Source organism: Glaciecola sp. 1036, from assembly GCF_050306235.1.
Classification (GTDB): domain Bacteria; phylum Pseudomonadota; class Gammaproteobacteria; order Enterobacterales; family Alteromonadaceae; genus Glaciecola.
The window spans coordinates 157,212-179,508 of record NZ_JBLWFH010000004.1 but is presented as its reverse complement, the minus strand read 5'-3'; the positions used below and the strand labels follow the sequence as shown (position 1 = coordinate 179,508).

Sequence of the window (22,297 nt, the reverse complement as noted above, 5' to 3'; positions counted from 1 at the left end):
GTATAGTAAATCTGTTTTTAACGTGGTGCCCACACTATAAACGTTATAGCACCAAAATATTGTGGTGGAGTTTACCCTAAATCTTAAGGGTTTGCTCATGTTCCCGTTGCAAGAATTGATGAATAATTCTGATGCGCTCTTCTTCAATACCTTGTTTTATAGCTACGCCAGTTAAGCCTTTTTCTACAAAGGTTTTGGCGGTAACCTTGGCACACTTACGAGACAGCCAAATAAGATCGGGTTTTTGCGGGTAGGCCCGCGCAGAAAAGTACTTTCTGCCAAGAAAATCGGCTTTGCAAACGGTTAACAGTTTTTCAAATCTTTCGGGTTTACGCCAAACATCAGCGCGATTAAACAAATTCAACACAGCTTCCGCCGATTGAGTGTATAACCTATGGATCAAACTATGATGCTCACTGGTTAGCAACGCTAGATCACGACAATCATTGGGGACTAACAAGCGCTTACAACAAGCTTCTATCGCTGGCAACCCTAAGGTATCGTGGCCATGATGAGACGGCCAGTTGGTGGTATCTGTCAATGCTTTGCCTAGATCATGCACTAGGGCTGCAAATCTAACATCAATATCCTGTGACATCATTACGGCTTGTTGTAACACCATCATGGTATGCACGCCGGTATCAATTTCTGGATGCCAAGTGGAAGGATTGGGAATGCCCCATAATTTGTTCAACTCAGGAAACCAATACCTCAACGCATCAACAGCCTTGAGCACAGTAAAATATATTTCCGGTCGGTTTTCACCTAGGCTTTTAGCTGTTTCTTGCCAAACCCTTTGCGCACTTAAGGCTTCTAGTTCTTTGGTTTTGGCGATATCCCGCATCAGTTTTAAGGTGTCGTTGTGTATGGCAAAACCATACTCGTTATAACGAGCGGCAAATCTGGCGACTCTAAGTACTCGTAATGGATCTTCAATAAAAGCATCGGATACATGGCGCAAAATGCGTTGAGAGAGATCTTGTTGACCATTAAAGGGATCTATCAGGTTGCCATGCTCATCCATTGCCATCGCATTTACGGTGAGATCTCGGCGTATTAAATCTTCTTCAAGAGTTACTTGAGGTGAACTGTCACAAACAAAAGCGGTATAACCTTTACCCGTTTTGCGCTCGGTACGCGCCAGCGCATATTCATGCTTGGTTTTAGGGTGCAAAAATACGGGAAAATCTTTACCGACACGTACATAGCCGAGGTCTAGCATCTGTTGCTCAGTTGCGCCCACCACTACATAATCTTTGTCTGTTACTGGGTGGCCAAGAAGATTGTCTCTTACTGCGCCGCCCACCAAGTATATTTGCATTTGAATCTTAACCAAATTTAGATGTCTCAATTGTATCAAAATAGGTTTGAATTGCAGTACTTAGATTTGAAGCAGGGAAATAGTGCTTGGGATATTGACTGAACTTGCATTCATGTTACCTTTTACCCAAGTTGCAAGAGATAGAAGAACAATAGTGTACTTGAATTATTATGGATTGACTGACAATCCATTTTCCATCGCGCCTAACCCCGACTATTTGTTTATGAGTAATCGACATCAGCAGGCGCTAGCTCATTTGACCTATGGATTACAAGAATCCGGTGGTTTTGTGATGTTAACCGGCGAAGTAGGTACGGGGAAAACCACTGTATCAAGAAAGCTCATGCAAGAGCTGTCTGACGATACTCAAACTGCAGTCATATTAAACCCTACCTTGTCTGCACTTGAGTTGTTGGCAACTGTTTGTGATGAATTACATATACAATATGATGAAAATGCAGCTTCGTTAAAAGTGTACACTGACAAGATTTTACAAAAGTTGGCGGATAACCACGAAAAAGGCATTAATACTGTTCTTATTATTGATGAAGCTCAGCATTTATTACCTGAAGTGCTGGAGCAGCTTAGGCTTTTAACGAATCTAGAAACTAATCGCGAAAAACTACTTAAAGTGGTGTTAATAGGACAGCCCGAATTACAACAATTGTTAAGACGCAATGAATTGCGACAGTTAGCGCAGCGAATTACAGCTCGGTACCATTTGTTACCTCTAACTAAAGAAGAAGTCGGGCAGTACGTGAGTCACAGGGTTTCGGTGGCAAACGGAAAACAACGGCTTTTTAATAACGCGGCTTTAGCTCACCTATATGCCATTAGTGGTGGTATTCCTCGGGTGATAAACTTACTTTGTGATAGAGGACTCAGTTTGGCCTATTCACTACAACGCCCTTTTGTGGACAACCGCATCATGGTGTCTGCTAGTTGTCAGGTGCTAGGTGAAGATATAGTGACTCAACGGCATCAAGCAAGATGGCGCAAGCGTTATATCGGTGCTTTTGTAGCGGCAGTATTTGCTGGTTTAGTGGCAGGAGCTTTGTATGCTTAAGCAAGTGAGTGTTGATAAGCTAGCACCAGGCATGATGGTAACCCAAGTGCTAGAACAACACGGGCCACTTAAGATTCGCCGAGTCGGCATGGTGAAATCTCAAGAGATGATCAAAGGATTAACCGAAATGGGAGTTACCTTGGTCGAAGTGGATATGGAGCAAAGTCTTACCATAGGTCTTGATGATGACGAGCAAGTCGAGCAATTACCGGATAAACAAAAAGAGTCGCTAACTAAAAAATTATTACATCAAAATAAGGCTGTTGAGCAGGTGGATCGCCAGTTATCTCAGCAGTTTCATAATTCCCTATTTATGCCAGCCACGGATGAAATGCCATCCCATTGGCAATTGTACGCAAAACCTGTCGCCAGTTTGGCGGCTTTTGTGGTACTTGGATTTACCTTAGGTTTTGCGGTAATGCAAACTCCGAAATTGTGGCAATCGTCCGGTAATGAGAGTGTGATTGTAAACACTACTGAGGATAAGCTTCAAACATCAGATTCAACTAGTGACCAAGGGTTAACTGCTCAGCAGCAACCACTTAAAGAATCTGAAGTTGTTGCCCAAACTTCGAATGATGTTTCTGAATCGACTCAAAGCGTACAACAAGCGGCACTGCAAAATACGCCAGAACTAAACGCCAGTACAGAGAATCAAACGGCCAAACAGCCTGAACAGGTTAGTTTTATCAATGGTGTGGCCTTGGCTGACGGTGAGCGTGTTTTGGGCTATCAAAGCGACAATATCGAGACCTCAACTAGTCAAAGCACAGCCTCACACAACGATGCAGATAGCAATGAATCAAGCAGCGGAGGTTTGAATCCTGAGTTATTACGACGGATTAATCAAGCGGTTGCTGAGCTAGATCAGCAACCTTTGCCTGAAGCTCAAGACCAAGCTGGCACTGAGACAACCAGCAATACTCAAGTGCTACCTCGCATCGACCAAATCAGCCCGAGTTTACAAAATGGTTTACCTAGCATGAGTTTTAGTGCGCATATGTATGCGTCGAATCCCCAAGATAGATGGGTAAGAGTAAATGGAAAGCGTCTTGAAGAAGGGGATTATATTGCTAATCAAGTACAGATTGTGGAAATCACCGCTGATATAGTAGTGTTATCTTACAGCGGCGAACGTTTTACCATGAATGCACTAAGTGATTGGCAATAAAAATAAACAGGCTCTAATAATTTAAAGAACACCTGGATTATATTTTGCTGCATTGATTATGCACCAAATGTGGATAAGAAAACCTAATACCGTCGAGATGAAAAGAGTAAAAGGTGATAATCCATATAAGGCTGAAATGATAATAAAAAACAATATTGCAGGAATAATTCTACCTTGCACTAATTGTCCTAAACCTGGGATAAAAAAACTACAAATTGCGGCGAGAACGTTGCCGCCAGAACCTTGACCAGCCATAGCGCTTCCTTATGTTTTTATTGATTAAAATCTACTGCTTTTGTATCGCAAGCACCAGTATATAACAAAGAGTGTGCTTGCGAGTAGTAATTTTCTGGGAAACCTTGCTTTGCTTCAAAAAAGCCAAGACGCCAATTTAAATGGATTGTTTTATCACTTCAACAATAGATGGTGTGGCTCGGCCAATCAAGGAGTGTAGCGTAGCACTGGGTCCAGACAGATCGCCAGATTGTGCAAAATGCTCTGAATCTGCTAATACATGAGCAAAGCCTTCAGGTATCCCTGCGACATTGTTAAAAAGGCTTTATAAGCTTCTTGATCCTTAGACTCCAATGCGATGTTTTTGCCAGTCACCGCTGAGATGGCATCTGCGAAACCCTGTAGAGTAAAGGATGCGTCTCCGGCCAGTTCATAAACCTTACCTAGATGTTGCTCGACGTCTATTAACACCTTGGCGGCGGCTTCCGCATAATCATTTCGTGTAGCAGTGTCTAACCGTCCATATCCCGCAGCGCCAACAAGGACACCTGATTCAATAACGCCCTCTGGGCGAGTCGCCATCACCATGAATCATGATATTGGACATCATTTTGTTTTGCCTGCTATTCAGGAGTTCGTAAAACAGTATCCTCAAGTCCACATTGATTTTGTATTAGATGATGACAGAGTCGATCTAATCTCCGAAGAAGTTGATTTAGCCATTCAGATTGGCATCCCTAAAGATACCTCGTTAATTGCAAGGCTATTGTACGAAGAAGATTTCGTACTTTATGCGCATCCTGAATTTTTAGAAACCTTTGGTTATCCAAAAACAATAGACGATCTAAACACTTTGTATTGGGTTGTTTTAGACTTACCAAATTGGAACAATGCAGTACGTTTGCACAAGCAAAACAGCACTAAGATTGTATATTCCAGAGTATTTCAGCGATGTAATTCACCTTTCATGGTGCAAAAAATGGCGGCATCAGGGATGGGAGTAGCATTAATGCTTCCAGCCACGATGAGAGAGCAAGTTTCAGCGGGGCAATTGGTGCCGGTATTACCTGATTGGCATGGGGAACGTACAGCATTTTCCTTGGTATACCCTTCAAGAAAGAATTTACCGCAACGAATACGGGTGCTGATTGATTACATTGTGAAAGCAAATATTTTTGCTTGATGGTTAGAAGGGCAATACAGCTGTTCTGAAGAATTTAGGTAAATTGATGTCGAATTCTTCTGGTCTTACCGCGACTTTTATTTTGTCTGTATTACGTTTTAAATCGACGATTTTTATTGGAATGTGGTGTTTATTTTTCACATGATAAAACACCATAACTTTTGGTTTGCAATGATCATCTTCGTTGGCTTGGGTCACCAACGCTAATTTATCACTTTTTAGCAATACTAGAGTGCCCACAGGATATAACCCAATAGCAGCGATGAATTCATCGATGAGTGTATTGTCGAAAACGCCGCTCTTTTTCATTTGGTTCAGAGTTTCTTGGGTATTTCCTGCCATTCTATACTGACTTTGGGTAAGCATAGCATCATAGGTATCTACAATCCCTGCCATTTGGGCATATAGACTAGGTTCAAAAATGCCCTTAGGAAAACCAGAGCCATCAATACGTTCATGATGGTTTTGGATGATTTCATTAATCATAGGCGGAAGATCAGAAAAACGCTCTACCACTTCTAACCCTATATCCACATGAGATTGCATAACCGACAAATCAGAACCCGAATAATCAGCGTTGTAGCCCACCAGTTCTGGAGGAAGCAATGCCATGCCAACGTCCATCAACAAACCACCGAGGGTAAGGTCTTCTACTTCAGATGGAGATAACTCTTTGTGTCTTGCAAAAATGCTAAGCAGAATCGAACAATTCAAACTGTGTTGTACTAAATATTCGTTACTTTCTTTGAGCATTACTAAACAGGATAGGGCGTCTTTATTGTCAAACACCGAATCTATTATTTGTTGACTGAGATTATTCAGATCTTGAAAATCAGGCGCACTGCCATTGCGCAATTGTTTAACAAACCGGCTTTGCACAGCGCAAGCTTCTGAATATAAACGATCAGCTGCGGCTAGATCTTTTTGTTGGGTTTCGAAACTTACTGTTTTTTTTGCGGTTTTTTTCGTAACTTGGCCACTAGACTGTTCAGACTCAACCTGAACTTCATCGTCTTCTAGTACCACTTCGCTCTTATCTAAGTCGACTTCAATAGCCAACACACCCCGATTTTTAAGGGTGTCAATAGTGCCTTCAGATCTTATTACGCCTTGGCTTTTAACCTGAATGTTAGAGGATGCATCTGTTACGCGAACGAGAAACATGCCGATGCAAAGTTGGTCAATGGGAACTACTTTTTTCATCAATTCTATTTTAAAAGGTAAGAATGCCGCTAAACACAAATTTATTTTCGTACGAATATTATCGGCAGATACTACTATTACCTGAATCTAATAGATAGACTAAAGTTCATTTTCCATTGACCTTTGATGTTAGCTATTACAACCAAGCCATACGTTGTTTTTCAAACGCCGATATTTTTTCGTCTAACTCAAGTGTCTGCCCTATGGCATCTAACCCTTTAAGTAAATTATGTTTATGCTGCTCGCTAATTTTGAAAGCGAAGCTTATTCCATTTGCCGTAACAGTTTGTTGCGGTAAATCAATTAAAAATTCGCATTCTGGATTTTCATAAACAATGACAAACAACTGGTCAATCTGCGCACTTTCCAAGGTAATAGGTAGCAATTGATTATTCATGCAGTTGCCATAGAAAATATCGGCATAACTAGTCGCGATAATCGCAGCAAAACCATAATCAGCTAACGCCCAAGGGGCATGCTCGCGGCTTGAGCCACAGCCAAAGTTTTCTCGCGTAAGCAAGATGTTAGCTTTGCTGTACTCGGGTTTATTTAACGAAAACTCTGGATTAAGCACGCTTTCGTTGGTATCGAGATAGCGCCAATCATGGAACAGATGTTTACCATAACCAGCGCGAGTAACGCCGGTAAGAAACTGTTTTGGAATTATTTGATCGGTGTCCACGTTAGCTTGATCTAAAGGAGCTACTTGACCTTTGATAATTGAAATTCCTGTCATTATTTTGCTCCCATTGCTCTTACGTCGGTAAATGTACCTGTGATGGCAGCTGCGGCGGCCATTTCAGGACTTACCAAGTGGGTTCTAGCGCCACGGCCTTGGCGGCCTTCAAAATTTCGGTTACTGGTTGAAGCGCATCTATCTCCTGGCTCTAACAAATCGTCATTCATACCAAGACACATAGAGCAGCCTGGTAAGCGCCATTCAAATCCAGCTTCTATGAAGATTTTGTCTAAACCTTCATGCTCAGCTTGTTTTTTCACTTCCACTGAACCAGGCACCACTATTGCGGTAACCGTAGGCTTTACTTTTGATGATTGAACAACTTTTGCTGCAGAGCGTAAATCTTCAATTCGGCTATTGGTGCATGAACCTATAAATACATGACTAACACTGATTTGATCTAGCCTATCGCCTGCAGTTAGGCCCATATATTTAAGCGCTTTTTCAGCAGAAGTTTTACTAATGTTATCGTTAAAACTTTCAGGAGATGGAATAGGTTGATTAATTGCGACTACTTGCCCTGGATTTGTGCCCCAAGTGACTTGAGGTGCAATGTCATCGGCATGTAGCTCGACCACGGTATCAAAGGTTGCATCATCATCTGAAGACAGGGTTTGCCAGTATTCTATTGCGGCATCCCAATGTTGATCGGCAGGCGCAAATTCCTTGCCCTTTAGATAATCAATAGTGATCTGATCGGGCGCTATTAAGCCGGCTTTGGCACCTGCTTCTATGCTCATGTTACAGATTGTCATGCGCTCCGCCATATTTAATTGACGGATGGCTTCACCTGCATACTCAATGACATATCCTGTTGCGCCAGCGTGACCAATTTTACCGATAATGGCTAAAATAATGTCTTTAGCGGTAACACCTAATCCAAGGGTGCCATCTACTTTGACCAGCATACTCTTGGCTTTAGACTGTTTTAGGGTCTGGGTTGCTAGTACATGTTCAACTTGTGAAGTACCTATACCAAAAGCCAAGGCACCAAAAGCACCATGGGTAGCAGTATGAGAGTCACCACAAACCACTGTCATACCAGGGTGAATAAGCCCTAATTGTGGCCCAATAACGTGAATTATACCTTGGTTTTTATGACCTACCGGATAAAGCTCAATGCCATGTTGCTCACAGTTGGCAACTAGGGTTCTTAACTGTAATTCGTTTTGCGGACCGCAAGCATCAAGGGCTAAAGAGCGAGTAGAAATACTGTGATCCATAGTCCCAAACGTAAGGTCAGGGCGGCGTACTTTACGATTTTTCTCATTTAAACCAGCAAAAGCTTGGGGAGAAGTGACTTCGTGAATTAAATGACGATCAATGTATAAAAGTAAATCATCACCCACTTGATCAATGACATGTTGTTCAAGTACTTTTTCATACAATGTTTTACCCATTGCGTTATTTCTCCGAGGTTTGCTGTAAAATGGTGCTAACGATGTAGTTGCCCACTTCAGACGTCGATTTCGCCAAATGTTTTTGATCTGCGGTTAACAGTTCACCGGTCAAAACACCATCTTCAAGCGTTTTTACCACTGCGGCATCAATGGCATCAGCAGCTTGTTCTAATCCAAGGCTAAATCTTAACAGCATCGAAGTAGAAAGAATCTGTGCAATAGGATTGGCAATGCCTTTTCCTGCGATATCAGGCGCAGAACCGCCTGCGGGCTCGTACATGCCAAAACCGTCGCCATTAATACTTGCTGATGGAAGCAATCCCATTGAACCTGTAATCATGGCGCATTCATCGGACAGAATATCGCCAAACAAGTTTGAGCATAGTAATACGTCAAACTGATTTGGGTTTACGACTAATTGCATGGTCGCATTGTCAATATAGATGTGTTCCAAGGTAACTTCAGGGTATTCTTTAGCTACTTCTTCTACCACTTCGCGCCACATACGGCTAGTCACCAAAACATTGGCTTTGTCGACAGAGGTTACTTTTTGTTTGCGCTTTTGTGCAGCTTGGAATGCTGAATGTGCAATTCGACGTATTTCAGCTTTGGTATAACGCATGGTGTCAAAGGCGCATTGTTGCTCGCCTTCGCCTTCAATGCCTTTTGGTTGGCCAAAATAAATGCCAGAGGTCAATTCACGCACAACTAGCACGTCTACATCGTTTTCAGCGATATCTAAACGCAAAGGGGATAAATGGGCGAGTCCTTGATAAATTCTGGCCGGACGCAGGTTACTAAAAAGATCAAAATGGCTTCTTAGCGTCAATAAAGCTGCACGTTCAGGACGTTTTTCCAGTGGTAATGCATCCCATTTTGGACCGCCAATTGAGCCAAATAAAATGGCGTCAGAAGCTTCACAACCGGCTAAGGTTTCTTGTGGCAGAGCTTCGCCACAATGATCAATGGCATAACCGCCGACAGGATATTGCGTGCAGTTAAAGCTATATCCAAATTTTTCTTCAATCGCAGTCAATACTTTTCTTGCTTCTTGCATCACTTCAGGGCCAATACCATCGCCCGGCAAGACTGCGATGTTAAAACTCGCCATTCTATACTCCCGCTATTTTTTGTTGTTTTTGCTGATCAATTTGGTCAGCTAAGTGTGTGTTGTTTAGTACAAATATTAACGCTTTTACACCAGCTTCTACGATATCAGTGGCCAAGCCTATACCGTGAAAACGTCTATGCTTGTATTCTACGATGACACTGACCTGTGCCAATGCATCTGCCCCTGCACCTTTGGAATCTAATTTAAAATCAACTATCTCAAGGTCGTGGCCATTTATGGCACTAATAATAGCATTGAACGCAGCATCAACTGGTCCGTTACCTGTGCTAGCCTGGGTGATTTCTTTATCACCAGCGGCTACAGTCACTGTGGCAGAAGGCACTATGTTATGACCACTGGTGGCATGTAAATAGTTTAACTTATAATAGGCATCTTCATGTTTTTGCTGGTTAAAGAATAAGAGCGCCTCTAAATCATAATCAAACACTTGGCCTTTTTTATCCGCTAGCTTTAAGAATGACGTATAGATTTCATCCAAGTCATATTCGTCATCTTTGTAACCAAGCTCATGTAATCTATGTTTAATCACATGGCGGCCAGAGCGCGAGGTTAGATTTAAATTATTCTTGTTTATGCCGACACTTTCAGGTGTCATGATTTCGTAAGTATTTTGCCCTTTTAACACGCCATCTTGGTGAATGCCCGAAGAATGACTGAACGCGTTAGCGCCAACAATGGCTTTGTTGGATTGCACTGGCATATTACATAATTGGCTAACCAATTTAGATGCTTTGGAAATTTCATGGCTATTGATGTTAGTGCTATAGCCAAGCATTTGCTCACGAGTCTTCAAGGTCATGGCAATTTCTTCCAACGAACAGTTACCGGCTCTTTCACCAATACCGTTGACAGTACATTCAACCTGACGAGCGCCGTTTTGAATGGCTGATAGTGAATTTGCTACAGCTAAACCAAGATCATTATGGCAATGCACGGAAATCACTGCTTTATCAATATTAGGTACGCGGTTAAACAATTGTTTAATAATACCGCCAAATTCGGTAGGAACTGTGTAGCCAACGGTATCAGGAATATTTACTGTGGTTGCACCTGCATCAATCACAGATTCTACCATACGACATAAATAGTCGATTTGCGTTCGACCTGCATCTTCACAGCTAAATTCCACATCGTTACTGAATCGACGCGCGTGTTTTACCGCTTTTACAGCCATTTCTACAACGTCGTCTTGGGACATGCGTAACTTAGTACCCACGTGGATGTCTGAGGTTGCAATAAAGGTATGAATTCTAAAATGATCAGCTACTTTTAACGCTTCCACACAAGCATCTATGTCTTTTTCTAATGCGCGAGACAAACCTGCAATAGTGGAGTTTTTAATTTCTTTTGCGATTAGTTTTACTGACTCAAAATCCCCAGGTGAAGAAACCGGGAAACCTGCTTCAATAACATCTACTCCTAAGCGTTCGAGCATGAGAGCAATCTGCAACTTTTCACGCATACTCAGACTTGCTGGTAATGCTTGCTCACCGTCACGTAGTGTAGTGTCAAAAATTATGACTCTGTCACTCATATTACTCTCCTGTTCAGCTTCTGCTTATGTTGTAAATTGCCTAAAAAAAAACCCGTGCAATGCACGGGTTTCGTAATTTTTTGCCAAGCGCTACCCGTGCGTCAAATTTGCCAGACCGAGTAGAAGCAGGTTTAACATGCTTATCATTTTCATGTGTTCCTTTGCTTAGCGCTTAAAATATCCTGCAAATGTAATAGTCTTTATAGTTTAAATCAATAGCTATCATCAGAAATATTTAAAAACGTGATAAATATCCTAAAGAGTCTTTTTAATTTTTCAAAGCTGCTTTCATTTCGCGACGTCTTTCATGAAGCAAGGGCTCAGTATAACCGTTTGGTTGTACCTTGCCTAAAAAGATTAAATCTCGCGCAGCTTGGTACCCAATTGACGTATCTACATCTGGGGTCATTGGAATATAGCTACTATCAGTCTGATTTTGTTCATCTACTAATTTCGCCATACGTTGTAATGACTCATCTACTAATTCTGGGGTAACAATATTGTGTTCCAACCAGTTGGCAATATGTTGGCTGGATATTCTCAGAGTCGCTCTATCTTCCATCAAACCAACACCATTGATGTCTGGTACTTTAGAACAGCCAATACCTTGATGCACCCAACGTACTACGTAACCAAGAATACCTTGAACGTTATTATCTATTTCTCGTTGGATAAGTTCGTTAGTTAAATCCGTTTGTGCTGAAAGTAACGGGATATCTAAAATGGTGTCTATGCCATCAAAGTCTTGCGAAGCGAGTTCTGCTTGAATCCCAAATACATCTACTTGATGATAATGCAGTGCATGCAACGTAGCCGCCGTAGGCGAGGGCACCCAAGCAGTATTGGCGCCTGATTTAGGATGACCGATTTTTGCTTCCATCATTTTGGCCATTTGATCAGGAATCGGCCACATGCCTTTACCTATTTGTGCTTTACCAGAAAGTCCAGCAGCTAGACCCGTGCATACGTTGGCTTTTTCGTAGGCAGTAATCCAAGGACGTTCTTTTAACTCGGCTTTTGGTGCAAAAGCACCTTTTAACATTGATGTATGGATTTCATCGCCAGTTCTATCTAAGAAGCCGGTATTAATAAATACCACGCGGTCTTTTGCTTGAGCAATACAGGCGGCCAAATTAAGACTTGTACGTCTTTCTTCGTCCATTATGCCCATTTTAATGGTAAACCTTTCAAGTCCTAACATATCTTCAATGTCAGCAAATACCTGATTGGTGAAGGCGACTTCGTCCGGCCCGTGCATTTTGGGCTTTACGATGTAAATGCTCTTAGTTTTACTGTTGGTTACACTGCCATTGCCTAATAAATCGTGTTTGGCAATTAAGCTGGTGATTACCCCATCCATCAAACCTTCATAAACCGGTTGATCGTTGAGTAAGATAGCATCGTTTTGCATCAGGTGACCTACGTTCCTTACGAACATCAAGCTGCGACCGGATAGCACAACTTTTTGGTCACTTTCTGGGGATATATATTCACGATCTGCATGCATTTTGCGTAATACGGCTTTTCCATTCTTACGCATTTCAACGCTAAGATCGCCCATCATCAGACCGAACCAATTTTGATATACCAAGGTTTTATCTTCAGCATCTACCGCGGCGACCGAATCTTCGCAATCCATAATGGTCGTAAGCGCTGACTCGATTAACACATCTTTAATAAATGCCGGATCATCTTTGCCAATGGCATCTTCGGCATCAAATTGGATTTCAGCATGAAGACCGTTATGCACTAATAAAATAGCGGTTGGTGCAGCTTTATCACCTTTATAACCTGTCAATTGACTGTTATCAGACAACTCAGTGCTACCACCATCTGCTAATTTAACCACTAATTTGCCGTCTTTAATTTCGTATCCAGTGCTGTGGGCATGGAAACCTGATTGTAAAGGTGCAATTTGGTCTAGTAATTCTCTGGCTTTTGCTACTACTTTTTGACCACGAACAGGGTTAAAGCTTGCTGTTTTTTCTGCGCCATCTTGTTCGCTGATAACGTCGGTACCATAATAAGCGTCGTATAAACTTCCCCAGCGTGCATTTACCGCGTTTAAGGCATAACGTGCGTTATTAATTGGCACTACTAATTGCGGACCAGCCATAGTGGCAATTTCAGCATCGACATTTTTAGTTGCTATGGGTTGTGCTTCTGGCGTTGGCAAAAGATAGCCAATGTCCTGTAAAAATTGTTTGTAGCTAGCAAAATCGGCTTGCTGGTTAGTTTGATGAAACTCGTCTATCTGCGCCTGTAGTTGATCACGTTTATCAAGGAGAGCCTGGTTCACAGGGGTATTTTTTACCAATAAAGCTTCAAAATCCTGCCAAAATTGACCGGATTCCACTTGCGAATTTGGCAAAACGGATTGCTCGATAAAATCAAATAATTGATTTGCAATTTTAAGTTGACCGCGCTCGGTATAACCTGACATAAGCTGACTCCTAAATATGTGTAGGCATCAGTTTATTCAAGCCGCCACCTAATGTTTAGTTTATGATAAATATGTTTGACATAAATATCATGAATGAGTTTTGCTTTTTATTACTGAGATTGAATTTGTTGTGCGACATCGTTGATTAAACGACGTAGCCAAACATGTCCTGCATCATGGTGTAACAATGCGCTCCAGGCCATTTTCAATGCAATTGGTGGGATATCAAAGGGAGGCTCAACCACTGTCATTGTAGGATCATCAGTGAAAATTTTAGCTGCTCTGCTAGGCAAGGTAGCGATTAAGTTTTGTCGCTTAGCAAGTTGCAGAGCTGCATGGTAGTGTCGAGTGAATACGCGAATATCTCGTTGTTTACCCAACTTAGTTAATTCAGCGTCGACCCAACCCAGTTTTTGTACCTCCGTTGGATCTATACCGACACCGACACCAAAACCTGTTTTGCTGACCCAAATATGATGTCCTTTTAGATAGGCATCCAAGGTAAAGTTGCTTTTAGCTGGATGATCTGAGCTGATCACGCAAGCAAAGGTATCATACCAAATGACTTTTTGATGGAAGGACAAAGGCAATTCTTCAAATCGGTTTATTGCCATATCCACTTTACCTTGCTCTACGTCATGAAAGGTAACGTCACTTGGTGTAATCAGGTCTAGGGTAATGTTCGGTGCTTCGGTTGCGATTCTGCCAATTAACTCTAATAACAGTGTTGATTCGGCATAGTCGCTGGTCATTATACGAAATGTACGAGTACTGGTTAGGGGATCAAATTCAACTTCAGGTTGGATAGAAGATTCCAATTTCGCCAGAACATCTCGGATAACTGGTTGCAGCTCAAGGGCTCTTTTGGTTGGCGTCATGCCGTCGCTGGTTCTCACTAATAAGGGATCTTTGAACAAATCTCTTAGCCGTTTTAAGCCATTACTCATGGCAGGTTGGGTGATGCTTAATTGGTTGGCGGCCTTGGTAACACTACCTTCACGTAACAACACATCTAGATATACAAGTAGGTTTAAATCAATTTTTGCGATATTCAAAGCAATTCCTTTTCTAACGTCGAGGTTAACCAAATAAGCTAGGAGATAGATTATATAACCTTAACAGATAGCGATAAGATGCACTATTAGTCGTATGAATACAATCAAATTATAACTTGATGTAATTCAAATAAATAATGATTTTTATTCTGCAAAAGAATAGCTAGGTTGCCAATAGGAAAAAAGTGTTACCTTTGACGTTAGTTGAGACAATAAAAAAACGCCCCGAAGGGCGCTGAACAAGAGTCTAAATGACTTTCTGAAGGGAAAGGTTAAGCAACCACGTCGAACTGGTTCATGGTGTTATCTTCACCAGCAGCTTTCAATGCTTGGTCACCAGAGAAGTACTCTTTATGAGTATCACCTAAGTCTGAACCAGCCATTGCTTGGTGTTTAACACAGGCTAGACCTTGACGGATTTCTTGACGCTGTACACCGCGTACATAAGCCAACATACCATCATCACCAAAGTAACCTTTTGCCAAGTTATCAGTAGACAATGCAGCCGTGTGATAAGTAGGTAGCGTGATAAGATGGTGGAAGATACCTGCTTCTCTTGCGCCGTCTGCTTGGAACGAACGAATTTTTTCATCCGCTTCTTTGCCTAGGTCAGAATCGTCGTAAGAAGATGACATTAGTGCTGCACGATCATAACCTGAGACGTCTTTACCAGCTTCTTGCCACGCATCAAATACTTGCTGACGGAAGTTTAATGTCCAGTTAAACGATGGGCTGTTGTTGTACACAAGTTTCGCGTTTGGTACTTGCTCTTTAATCGCATTTACCATTTCAGCAATTTGTCCAACGTGTGGTTTTTCAGTTTCAATCCACAACAAATCAGCACCATTTTGTAAAGAAGTTACACAGTCAAGTACAACGCGTTCTACACCTGTATTTTCTTTAAACTTATATAAGCCATTTGGTAAACGAACTGGCTTAACTAACTCACCGTTAATTTTAAGCACTTGGTCACCTTCACCTAGTTCATCTAACGAAGTAACAGGTGTAGTGTCTAAAAATGCGTTGTATTGTGATGCTAAGTCACCAGCAGATTGAGACACTGGGATCTTTTGAGTAAGGCCTGCACCTAAGCTGTCAGTTCTGGCTACGATAACACCATCATCCACACCTAGTTCTAAGAAGGCATAACGTACAGCGTTAATTTTAGCTAAGAAATCTTCGTGAGGAACTGTTACTTTACCGTCTTGGTGTCCACATTGTTTTGCGTCAGATACTTGGTTTTCTATTTGAATACAACATGCACCTGCTTCAATCATCTTTTTAGCAAGTAAATAGGTTGCTTCTTCGTTACCAAAACCTGCGTCGATATCAGCAATAATTGGAACAACATGAGATTCAAAGTTATCAATTTGTGCTTGGATACCTGCAACATCACCACCATTTGCTTTTGCAGCATCTAATGCATCGAAAAGGTTTCCTAATTCACGCGCATCTGCTTGGCGTAAGAAGGTATAAAGTTCTTCAATCAATGCTGGCACTGTGGTTTTTTCATGCATTGATTGGTCAGGTAACGGACCAAATTCAGAGCGAAGTGCTGCAACCATCCAACCTGATAGGTATAAGTAACTTTTGTTTGTAGTGCCTCGATGCTTTTTCACTGCAAGCATTTTTTGTTGGCCAACAAAGCCATGCCAGCAACCCAGTGATTGTGTGTACTTAGATGAATCTTCATCGTATTCTTGCATATCTTTACGCATAATCGACGCAGTATAACGGGCAATGTCTAAACCAGTTTTAAAACGGTTTTGAGCTTTCATGCGCGCTGCATATTCAGGGCTTATTGCAGCCCAAGTACTACCATATTGGTTTTTTAATTCAGTTACTTGGTCTATATCCTGTTGATAAGTTGACATAGCGGTATCCTCTTGTTTCTCAATAGTCTTGATCATTAGCGATCACTGGTTTTCAAAAAGCGATATGCCCCGGGGCTTTTCGAATCTGATTCCATGCTAACCACTCAACTCAGATAAATAAAATATATAAACCTAATCACCGCCATAAAAACTATGAATGATTATCAAATGTGAATATAAGTTTATGATAATTAATAAAAACACTGCTCATATTGCAGTGCAACATAAAATGCTGAGGGGAATTATTTGAGCAAATTTAAGGGATTAGCAGGGGGAATATCTTTGAATCCCTATACTAGGCATTTATTTGCTAAATATTGTCTGTCAATTCTTGGTAGATATTGTAATTTATTGTCTTACTGTCAATAATTGTTAAATAAAAAATAACAGTGCACCCAAGTTTGCTTCTGAAGTAAATGGACAAACCTATTCGAGTGCTTTACGCACAGGTGCCATTGAAAAAGGACAAAGGACTATGGACTCTGAAAATCAAGCAATCCCCATTTCTTCGTACACCAGTTTAATCAATGGTGATGTAGGTATCTGTATGTCAGGCGGTGGCTATAGGGCAGCGGCTTTTCACTTTGGATGTTTAGATTACCTGAACAGTTTTGGCTTAACAGAAAAGTTAAATGCTATTTCAACGGTTTCAGGTGGTACTTTTACTGGCGCGAGATATGCCTTATCGAGAGCTGAAGATAAGAGTTTTGATGAGTTTTTTAAAGCTTTCTATAAGTCATTGAATAATACAAATTTAGTCGCTGATGGTTTAGAGCGCCTAGCTCACAAGGAAAATAAGGTCAGCTCAAATCGACAAGACTTAATTGTGTCTATGGCTCAAGTGTATGCAAATACGTTTTTCTGCAAAGAAGATAAATCTCCCTATTATTTTGGCGATATTCTGAATGCCGACAATGCAGGAGCCTTAAAAAATGTGGTGTTAAATACCACTGACTTTAGATCAGGATTAGCGTTTCGGTTTCAGAGAACAGAAACCTTCGACGGAAAAATTGGCAATTTTTATAATAATATAAGCAAAGAAGATGCTGCTCAGATTCGCTTGTCGGATATAGTCGCCGCTTCCTCATGTTTTCCAGGCGGTTTTGAACCCATTTCATTTCCATACGATTTTACATGGCAAAATGAAGAAATTCCGGCCACAGTAACCTCATCGTTTCCTTTTAAACGAGATTATAGTGACCCAACAGCCCCTAAGGGACCTATAGGTTTGATGGATGGTGGGGTTTTTGATAATCAGGGGCTTCAGAGTTTATTAACGATTGAAGAAAAAAATCCTGATGACTTCGATGTATTAATTATCAGCGATGTTGATCAACCTTCTTTGACGCTTTATCAAATGCCACTGCCTGAAGATGCGGGTGGATTATCCTTGAATACAATATCCCGCATGGCAAAGGCTTTTGTGGTGTTATGCGGTATTACTTTGATCACCATACTTTATCACGCAGTTCAAGATTGGCAGACTGACCAATGGTCATGGGAACGCTTTGTGTTTTTATATTCAATTCCCTTTATTTTAACCACTGTTGCGTCAACGGCTGTTTATTTTATCTATACGATCATTCGCGATGATGTGTTACCTAAGATCCCAAGTGTGGGAGAAAGAGCGTGGGATTCGCTGAAAAAATTAAAGTTTGGTCAGATCCGCGCCATGATAAATTTAAGGTTTGGCTCATTAATGACCTTGACCACCAGTGTGTTTATGAAACGGATAAGAAGTTTGGTGTACGGATTGGCTTATAATACGCATGATTCACTGTCTAAAAACAAACGAATTTCCAATCTTATTTATACCTTGTCACCGTCAAAAACTATTTCGCCACCCTTTCCCGCAGTTGAAAAGCCTTCTACTGAATTAAATAAGGTCGCTTGTGTTGCGTTTAATATGGGAACAACCTTATGGTTTGATAAAGAGTATGAATTGCCTTGCTTAGTCGCCGCAGGTCAAGCTTCACTTTGTTATAACCTGTTAAAATTAATGGCACGGCGTTTAGGACAAGATCCACAGTTGTACTCTCCAGAGTGCAAGGCCGAATATGACAAATTGTTAAGCGACTGGCAGTCGTTCAATAAGGACCCATTTTTCGCGTTAAAACAACATCAAGTGAAAGAAGATTGGCTTGCAATTCACGAGGCTGTGAAGAAAATGGAATGTGAATGGGGCATGTTTGAGCATAGAACGGCGAGCCTGCAAGATGTGGAGTTGACCTAAAGAGTACGTTGTTTAAACATGCACATAACTTGGGATTAACAATTACGGATATTTTTCGAATAATTGCCTGACTTAATGCTAAATAATACCAATTGGCTGTTAATTTTTGCTGTGCCTTGTTCTATCATCACAGACCAGACAAAAACTAAATTGAAAATCTATGATAGACAGAGTTAGCAAAATTGCAGTCGCATGCGGCTTGACTGCTTTATTCATCGCTGGGTGTACTTCTACGGACAAGCAAACAGAAACATTAGTTGCAAAGCCTAGCCTACCTAAAAATATAATTATGGTTGTTGCCGATGGTATGGGGCCAGCCTATATTACTGCGTATCGAAACTATAAAGATGATCCTGACACCGAAGTGTTAGAGCCCATAGTGGTAGATGATATTCTGCTAGGTACTGCGCGCACTTATCCTCATCCAGATTCTGGATATATTACTGACTCAGCGGCGTCAGCTACCGCATTGGCAACTGGTGTAAAAACTTATAATGGCGCGATTGGCGTTGATATAGACAAGCAGCCTTTGGAAACCGTTTTACATCGCGCAAGAAAATACGGCATGAAAACGGGTTTAACGGTAACTTCTACCATAGTGCATGCAACACCAGCGTCATATATGGTAGCCAACGAGCAACGAAAAAATTACAACCAAATCGCTGACTCATTTTTTAATGACCGCATTGACGGAAAATTCCTTGCCGACGTTATGTTAGGTGCGGGGCAAACCCACTTTATTCGCGAAGATAGAAATATCGTAGATGAGTTTGTTGCCAGCGGCTTCCAATACATTGATAACTACGATCAATTAGACACAGTTAATGGCGAGCAGCCATTGCTGGGACTGTTTGGACCCGATGAACTGCCTTGGGCGCTGGATGATTCAGATCCACTTCGTTTAAGCAGAATGACAAAAACCGCGTTAAACCAATTAACCAGTGACCAAGGCTTTTTCCTATTGGTTGAAGCAAGCCAGGTTGATTGGGCAGGGCACGCAAATGACATAGCGTCTTTAGTAAACGAAATGGAAGACTTTGCGCAAACAATTAGTTTATTGAAAACTTATGTGAAAGATCATCCTGATACTCTAGTGGTAATTACTGCTGATCACAGTACTGGCGGACTTACCGTTGCGGCAAACGGTGATTATCGATGGGATCCAAGATGGCTAAAAACCATCAAAGCTTCGGTTGAAACCATTGCCGGTAAATTGGCTGAACAGGATGATAAAGCCGGATTTTTAAGTCAGCAATTAGGCTTTGAATTAACCATAGAAGAACAAAATTTATTGTCACTGATTGATCTTGATATGCCATCAAAAGACGTGGAAAAAATCGTAAAACGCATTATTGATAAGCGCACAAACACCGGATGGACGACGAGTGGCCATACTGGTGTGGATGTAAATATTTATGGTTTTGGACCTGGTAGTGAAAGGTTTACAGGTAATATAAACAATATAGAAATTGCAGAGCGTATCTTTACCTTGTTGGATGAAAAATACGCTCAATAAGCTTTTTTATTGATTTAGAAAATTCTCAATAGGCTCCCCAGTACAGGAGCCTATTTGTTTAAATAAATAAATTAATGCGCCAATCAATAAAATCATACTCGGAATAACAATCACCGGATAACTAAGTGCGGTCATTCTGCCGAGTTCTTCGGTATAGGCGGTAGTACCAGGCTCAGAAACCAATATCCACTTCGCTAGCAAATAATTCAGCACAGCGGATAAGAAAAACGATGAGGCCACTATATAGCTACTAACCGCAATCTTCTTATTAAATTCACCATGCATATTCTTTTCGTCTAATCGTTGATTGAGTTTTTCCCAATTTACAATTTGATCGTTCAATATTAGGACTTTAACCAGAGGGTTTGGGGTGAATTGAGTAATTAAAACCGCGAGACCTAAAATAGAGGGAATACTGGCTTCTTTGATAGCCATATATTCAGCAGGTAGTTTGAGTAATGCAATACCGCCAGTGAGTAAAACACTGACCACACCTAGCACAGAAAAAAGGTTAACCTTGTGGCTTTGTTTAAAATCATACAGCCCGTACACCAATGGAAAGGATAGGGCGAGCACAACGCTCCAAGCAGGACCTAAGTATTCATCTGAGCTTAAATAACTCATTATCAGGACAGGTACAGCGATATTAAAAATTAAATTGCCAAAAAAGCCCTGCTGCTGCGGCTTTTGTTGCTGTGTAGTATCTTGTTGCGTACTGCTCATGTGTTTACTTTTTGAATCCTAAAATCAGCGAAAGTGTACGACAATCGGACAACAATTAACATCTAAAGTTTATACCTTGATATAGCAAATTTTCCCTGACTTAACTTCGATACAAAGCGGCTTTGCTATCAAGGTTTTCTCGCTGAATGTTATTTTTCCGTGTCAGTCAAGTTTTGAATCTTTTCCCAATCAATATTATTGATTCGCTTATTGGCGATATAAAATATTTTATCTTTTCCGTAGAGTTTGGTTTTAAGTGATGGATTAACACTAATTTTGTGCGACACATCGCCAGTGGCAAAGCCTATGAAAGTTGCATCATAAGATTTTTTTAATTGATAGAACAAGGCTTCGGCGCAAATCTCTTCGATTTTATTGGGGATTATCGCTGAAAATTGTGCTTGTCCTTCATATACATCTAGCAGGTCATGATGCAGCATGCTTGAACCAGGATCAAAGGCTGATTTAGCCAACATTTCTACTGCCACGCTTGGTGTACATTCTATCTCAGGACAATGTTGTTGCAGCAAAGGTACCAGACTTTCATCATCGAAATACGCCACTTTGTGAGCACTAGGGTTACGTTTGGAACAATAGAGCGCGCAGGTCATTGTCATGTCGTCTTCTGGATTGTCGATCAAGATAGTGGAAGCGTCAGCAACGCAAGCTCTATCCATATCCTCATCCTTGTTAAAGGAGTCAACTTTGACAAACTCTATTTCGCCAGGCAGCGGGTTGGTAATATCTGCGCGAACGCACAATACAATTTCTGGCTCGCCAATTACATCTTCTCGCTCTTTTAATAAAAGTTTGAGTAATTGTTCGGTACGTTTGCCATTCCAGCCCAAAATGAGCACATGCTCACTGACATTTAACTCGTGCATACCCTTAGATCCTTTCTGCCATTGAAGAGACACCCATCCAGCCACTCTTCCCAGTACTAACGCGAAAATACTTAAGCCAGCTGGGATTACATAAACAGCTACTAGAATTTTGCCACCTTCAGTTTCAGGTGACATATCACCATAACCCACTGTCGATCCGGTCACTACTAGCCAATATAAATAGTCTCTTATATCTAGTAATGCTTCTTCACCTGCAAGCAAAAGCATAAACCAGGTTGAAACAGCGTAAAAAATGAGAAGTGCCATGATGGTGTACCACTTCATTTCTGTGAAGTGTTTCATCATTGCTTTTTTAATTTTCGGCCAGACCATTAAATCATCAGTTGGTTAGTGATTTTTTTGTAAATGATACTTGCTAACAAAAAAAAGTGAACCAAAAAACAAGGATTTGTGAAAAACGTGATATAAAGTGGCCAAAAAAAACAAACCCGACGAAGAAGTCGGGTTAAAATCAACATAGGGAGATGTCAATGAAGTCTGTAAAATTTCCTGACACAAAGAGTAGAACAAGAACAAAAAATAATCACTAAAATTGAGGTATTGGGATTACTTACTATGTATGAGA

The 22,297-nt window shown here is 41.1% G+C and carries 18 protein-coding genes; 5 read left to right on the top strand and 13 right to left on the bottom strand.

What is annotated here, in order from left to right:
• Positions 1-76: 76 nt before the first annotated feature.
• Positions 77-1,321, bottom strand: a complete 1,245-nt coding sequence (locus tag ACNKW3_RS07990) for a multifunctional CCA addition/repair protein (protein ID WP_427398761.1) — start codon at positions 1,319-1,321, stop codon at positions 77-79.
• Between the two features lie 154 nt (positions 1,322-1,475).
• Here ACNKW3_RS07990 and ACNKW3_RS07985 point away from each other — a divergent pair, with 154 nt between their 5' ends.
• On the top strand, positions 1,476-2,387 hold the full coding sequence (locus ACNKW3_RS07985; protein WP_427398893.1) for an ExeA family protein: 912 nt from the start codon (positions 1,476-1,478) through the stop codon (positions 2,385-2,387).
• Positions 2,380-3,558, top strand: coding sequence for a general secretion pathway protein GspB (locus tag ACNKW3_RS07980; RefSeq protein ID WP_427398760.1), 1,179 nt, complete (start codon positions 2,380-2,382; stop codon positions 3,556-3,558). The genes ACNKW3_RS07985 and ACNKW3_RS07980 overlap by 8 nt, the downstream gene beginning before the upstream one ends.
• Before the next feature lie 21 nt (positions 3,559-3,579).
• Here ACNKW3_RS07980 and ACNKW3_RS07975 read toward each other — a convergent pair whose 3' ends face one another.
• Together ACNKW3_RS07975 and ACNKW3_RS07970 are read right to left on the bottom strand one after the other, a co-directional pair.
• Complete coding sequence (locus tag ACNKW3_RS07975) at positions 3,580-3,813, bottom strand: hypothetical protein (RefSeq protein ID WP_427398759.1); 234 nt, start codon at positions 3,811-3,813, stop codon at positions 3,580-3,582.
• A gap of 252 nt (positions 3,814-4,065) precedes the next feature.
• The gene (locus tag ACNKW3_RS07970; protein WP_427398758.1) at positions 4,066-4,374 is read right to left on the bottom strand and encodes a hypothetical protein; all 309 of its coding nucleotides are present in this window, start codon (positions 4,372-4,374) and stop codon (positions 4,066-4,068) included.
• Positions 4,375-4,378: 4 nt separating this feature from the next.
• Between ACNKW3_RS07970 and ACNKW3_RS07965 the strand changes: the two genes are divergently transcribed.
• Complete coding sequence (locus ACNKW3_RS07965; RefSeq protein ID WP_427398757.1) at positions 4,379-4,975, top strand: substrate binding domain-containing protein; 597 nt, start codon at positions 4,379-4,381, stop codon at positions 4,973-4,975.
• 3 nt (positions 4,976-4,978) lie between these two features.
• On the opposite strand, the gene ACNKW3_RS07960 is transcribed toward ACNKW3_RS07965, so the two are convergent.
• The 8 genes from ACNKW3_RS07960 to ACNKW3_RS07925 all read right to left on the bottom strand — a co-directional run bounded on the left by ACNKW3_RS07960 (position 4,979) and on the right by ACNKW3_RS07925 (position 16,355).
• The gene (locus ACNKW3_RS07960) at positions 4,979-6,178 is read right to left on the bottom strand and encodes an HD-GYP domain-containing protein (RefSeq protein WP_427398756.1); all 1,200 of its coding nucleotides are present in this window, start codon (positions 6,176-6,178) and stop codon (positions 4,979-4,981) included.
• Positions 6,179-6,314: 136 nt separating this feature from the next.
• Entirely contained in the window at positions 6,315-6,914 is a 600-nt protein-coding gene (gene leuD, locus ACNKW3_RS07955; protein ID WP_427398755.1) for a 3-isopropylmalate dehydratase small subunit, read from the bottom strand.
• Entirely contained in the window at positions 6,914-8,317 is a 1,404-nt protein-coding gene (leuC, locus tag ACNKW3_RS07950; RefSeq protein ID WP_427398754.1) for a 3-isopropylmalate dehydratase large subunit, read from the bottom strand. Before leuC ends, leuD begins: the two co-directional genes overlap by 1 nt.
• A gap of 4 nt (positions 8,318-8,321) precedes the next feature.
• On the bottom strand, positions 8,322-9,428 hold the full coding sequence (gene leuB / locus ACNKW3_RS07945; RefSeq protein ID WP_427398753.1) for a 3-isopropylmalate dehydrogenase: 1,107 nt from the start codon (positions 9,426-9,428) through the stop codon (positions 8,322-8,324).
• 1 nt (position 9,429) lies between these two features.
• Positions 9,430-10,983 (bottom strand): 2-isopropylmalate synthase, encoded by a 1,554-nt coding sequence (leuA, locus tag ACNKW3_RS07940; RefSeq protein WP_427398752.1) that lies wholly within the window; start codon positions 10,981-10,983, stop codon positions 9,430-9,432.
• Between the two features lie 268 nt (positions 10,984-11,251).
• A complete protein-coding gene (locus ACNKW3_RS07935) occupies positions 11,252-13,426 on the bottom strand; it encodes a malate synthase G (RefSeq protein ID WP_427398751.1) in 2,175 nt (724 codons plus the stop codon).
• 110 nt (positions 13,427-13,536) lie between these two features.
• Complete coding sequence (locus ACNKW3_RS07930) at positions 13,537-14,481, bottom strand: LysR family transcriptional regulator (protein WP_427398750.1); 945 nt, start codon at positions 14,479-14,481, stop codon at positions 13,537-13,539.
• A gap of 272 nt (positions 14,482-14,753) precedes the next feature.
• Positions 14,754-16,355: an isocitrate lyase gene (locus ACNKW3_RS07925; RefSeq protein ID WP_427398749.1), complete on the bottom strand. Its 1,602-nt coding sequence runs from the start codon at positions 16,353-16,355 to the stop codon at positions 14,754-14,756.
• Between the two features lie 475 nt (positions 16,356-16,830).
• Between ACNKW3_RS07925 and ACNKW3_RS07920 the strand changes: the two genes are divergently transcribed.
• Positions 16,831-18,588 (top strand): patatin-like phospholipase family protein, encoded by a 1,758-nt coding sequence (locus ACNKW3_RS07920; protein ID WP_427398748.1) that lies wholly within the window; start codon positions 16,831-16,833, stop codon positions 18,586-18,588.
• Between the two features lie 160 nt (positions 18,589-18,748).
• On the top strand, positions 18,749-20,104 hold the full coding sequence (locus tag ACNKW3_RS07915; RefSeq protein WP_427398747.1) for an alkaline phosphatase: 1,356 nt from the start codon (positions 18,749-18,751) through the stop codon (positions 20,102-20,104).
• A 6-nt stretch (positions 20,105-20,110) separates the two neighbouring features.
• Here the strand turns inward: ACNKW3_RS07915 and ACNKW3_RS07910 are convergent, their stop codons facing one another.
• The gene (locus tag ACNKW3_RS07910; RefSeq protein ID WP_427398746.1) at positions 20,111-20,827 is read right to left on the bottom strand and encodes a VC0807 family protein; all 717 of its coding nucleotides are present in this window, start codon (positions 20,825-20,827) and stop codon (positions 20,111-20,113) included.
• Positions 20,828-20,976: 149 nt separating this feature from the next.
• A complete protein-coding gene (locus tag ACNKW3_RS07905; protein WP_427398745.1) occupies positions 20,977-21,996 on the bottom strand; it encodes a potassium channel family protein in 1,020 nt (339 codons plus the stop codon).
• Positions 21,997-22,297 lie beyond the last annotated feature (301 nt).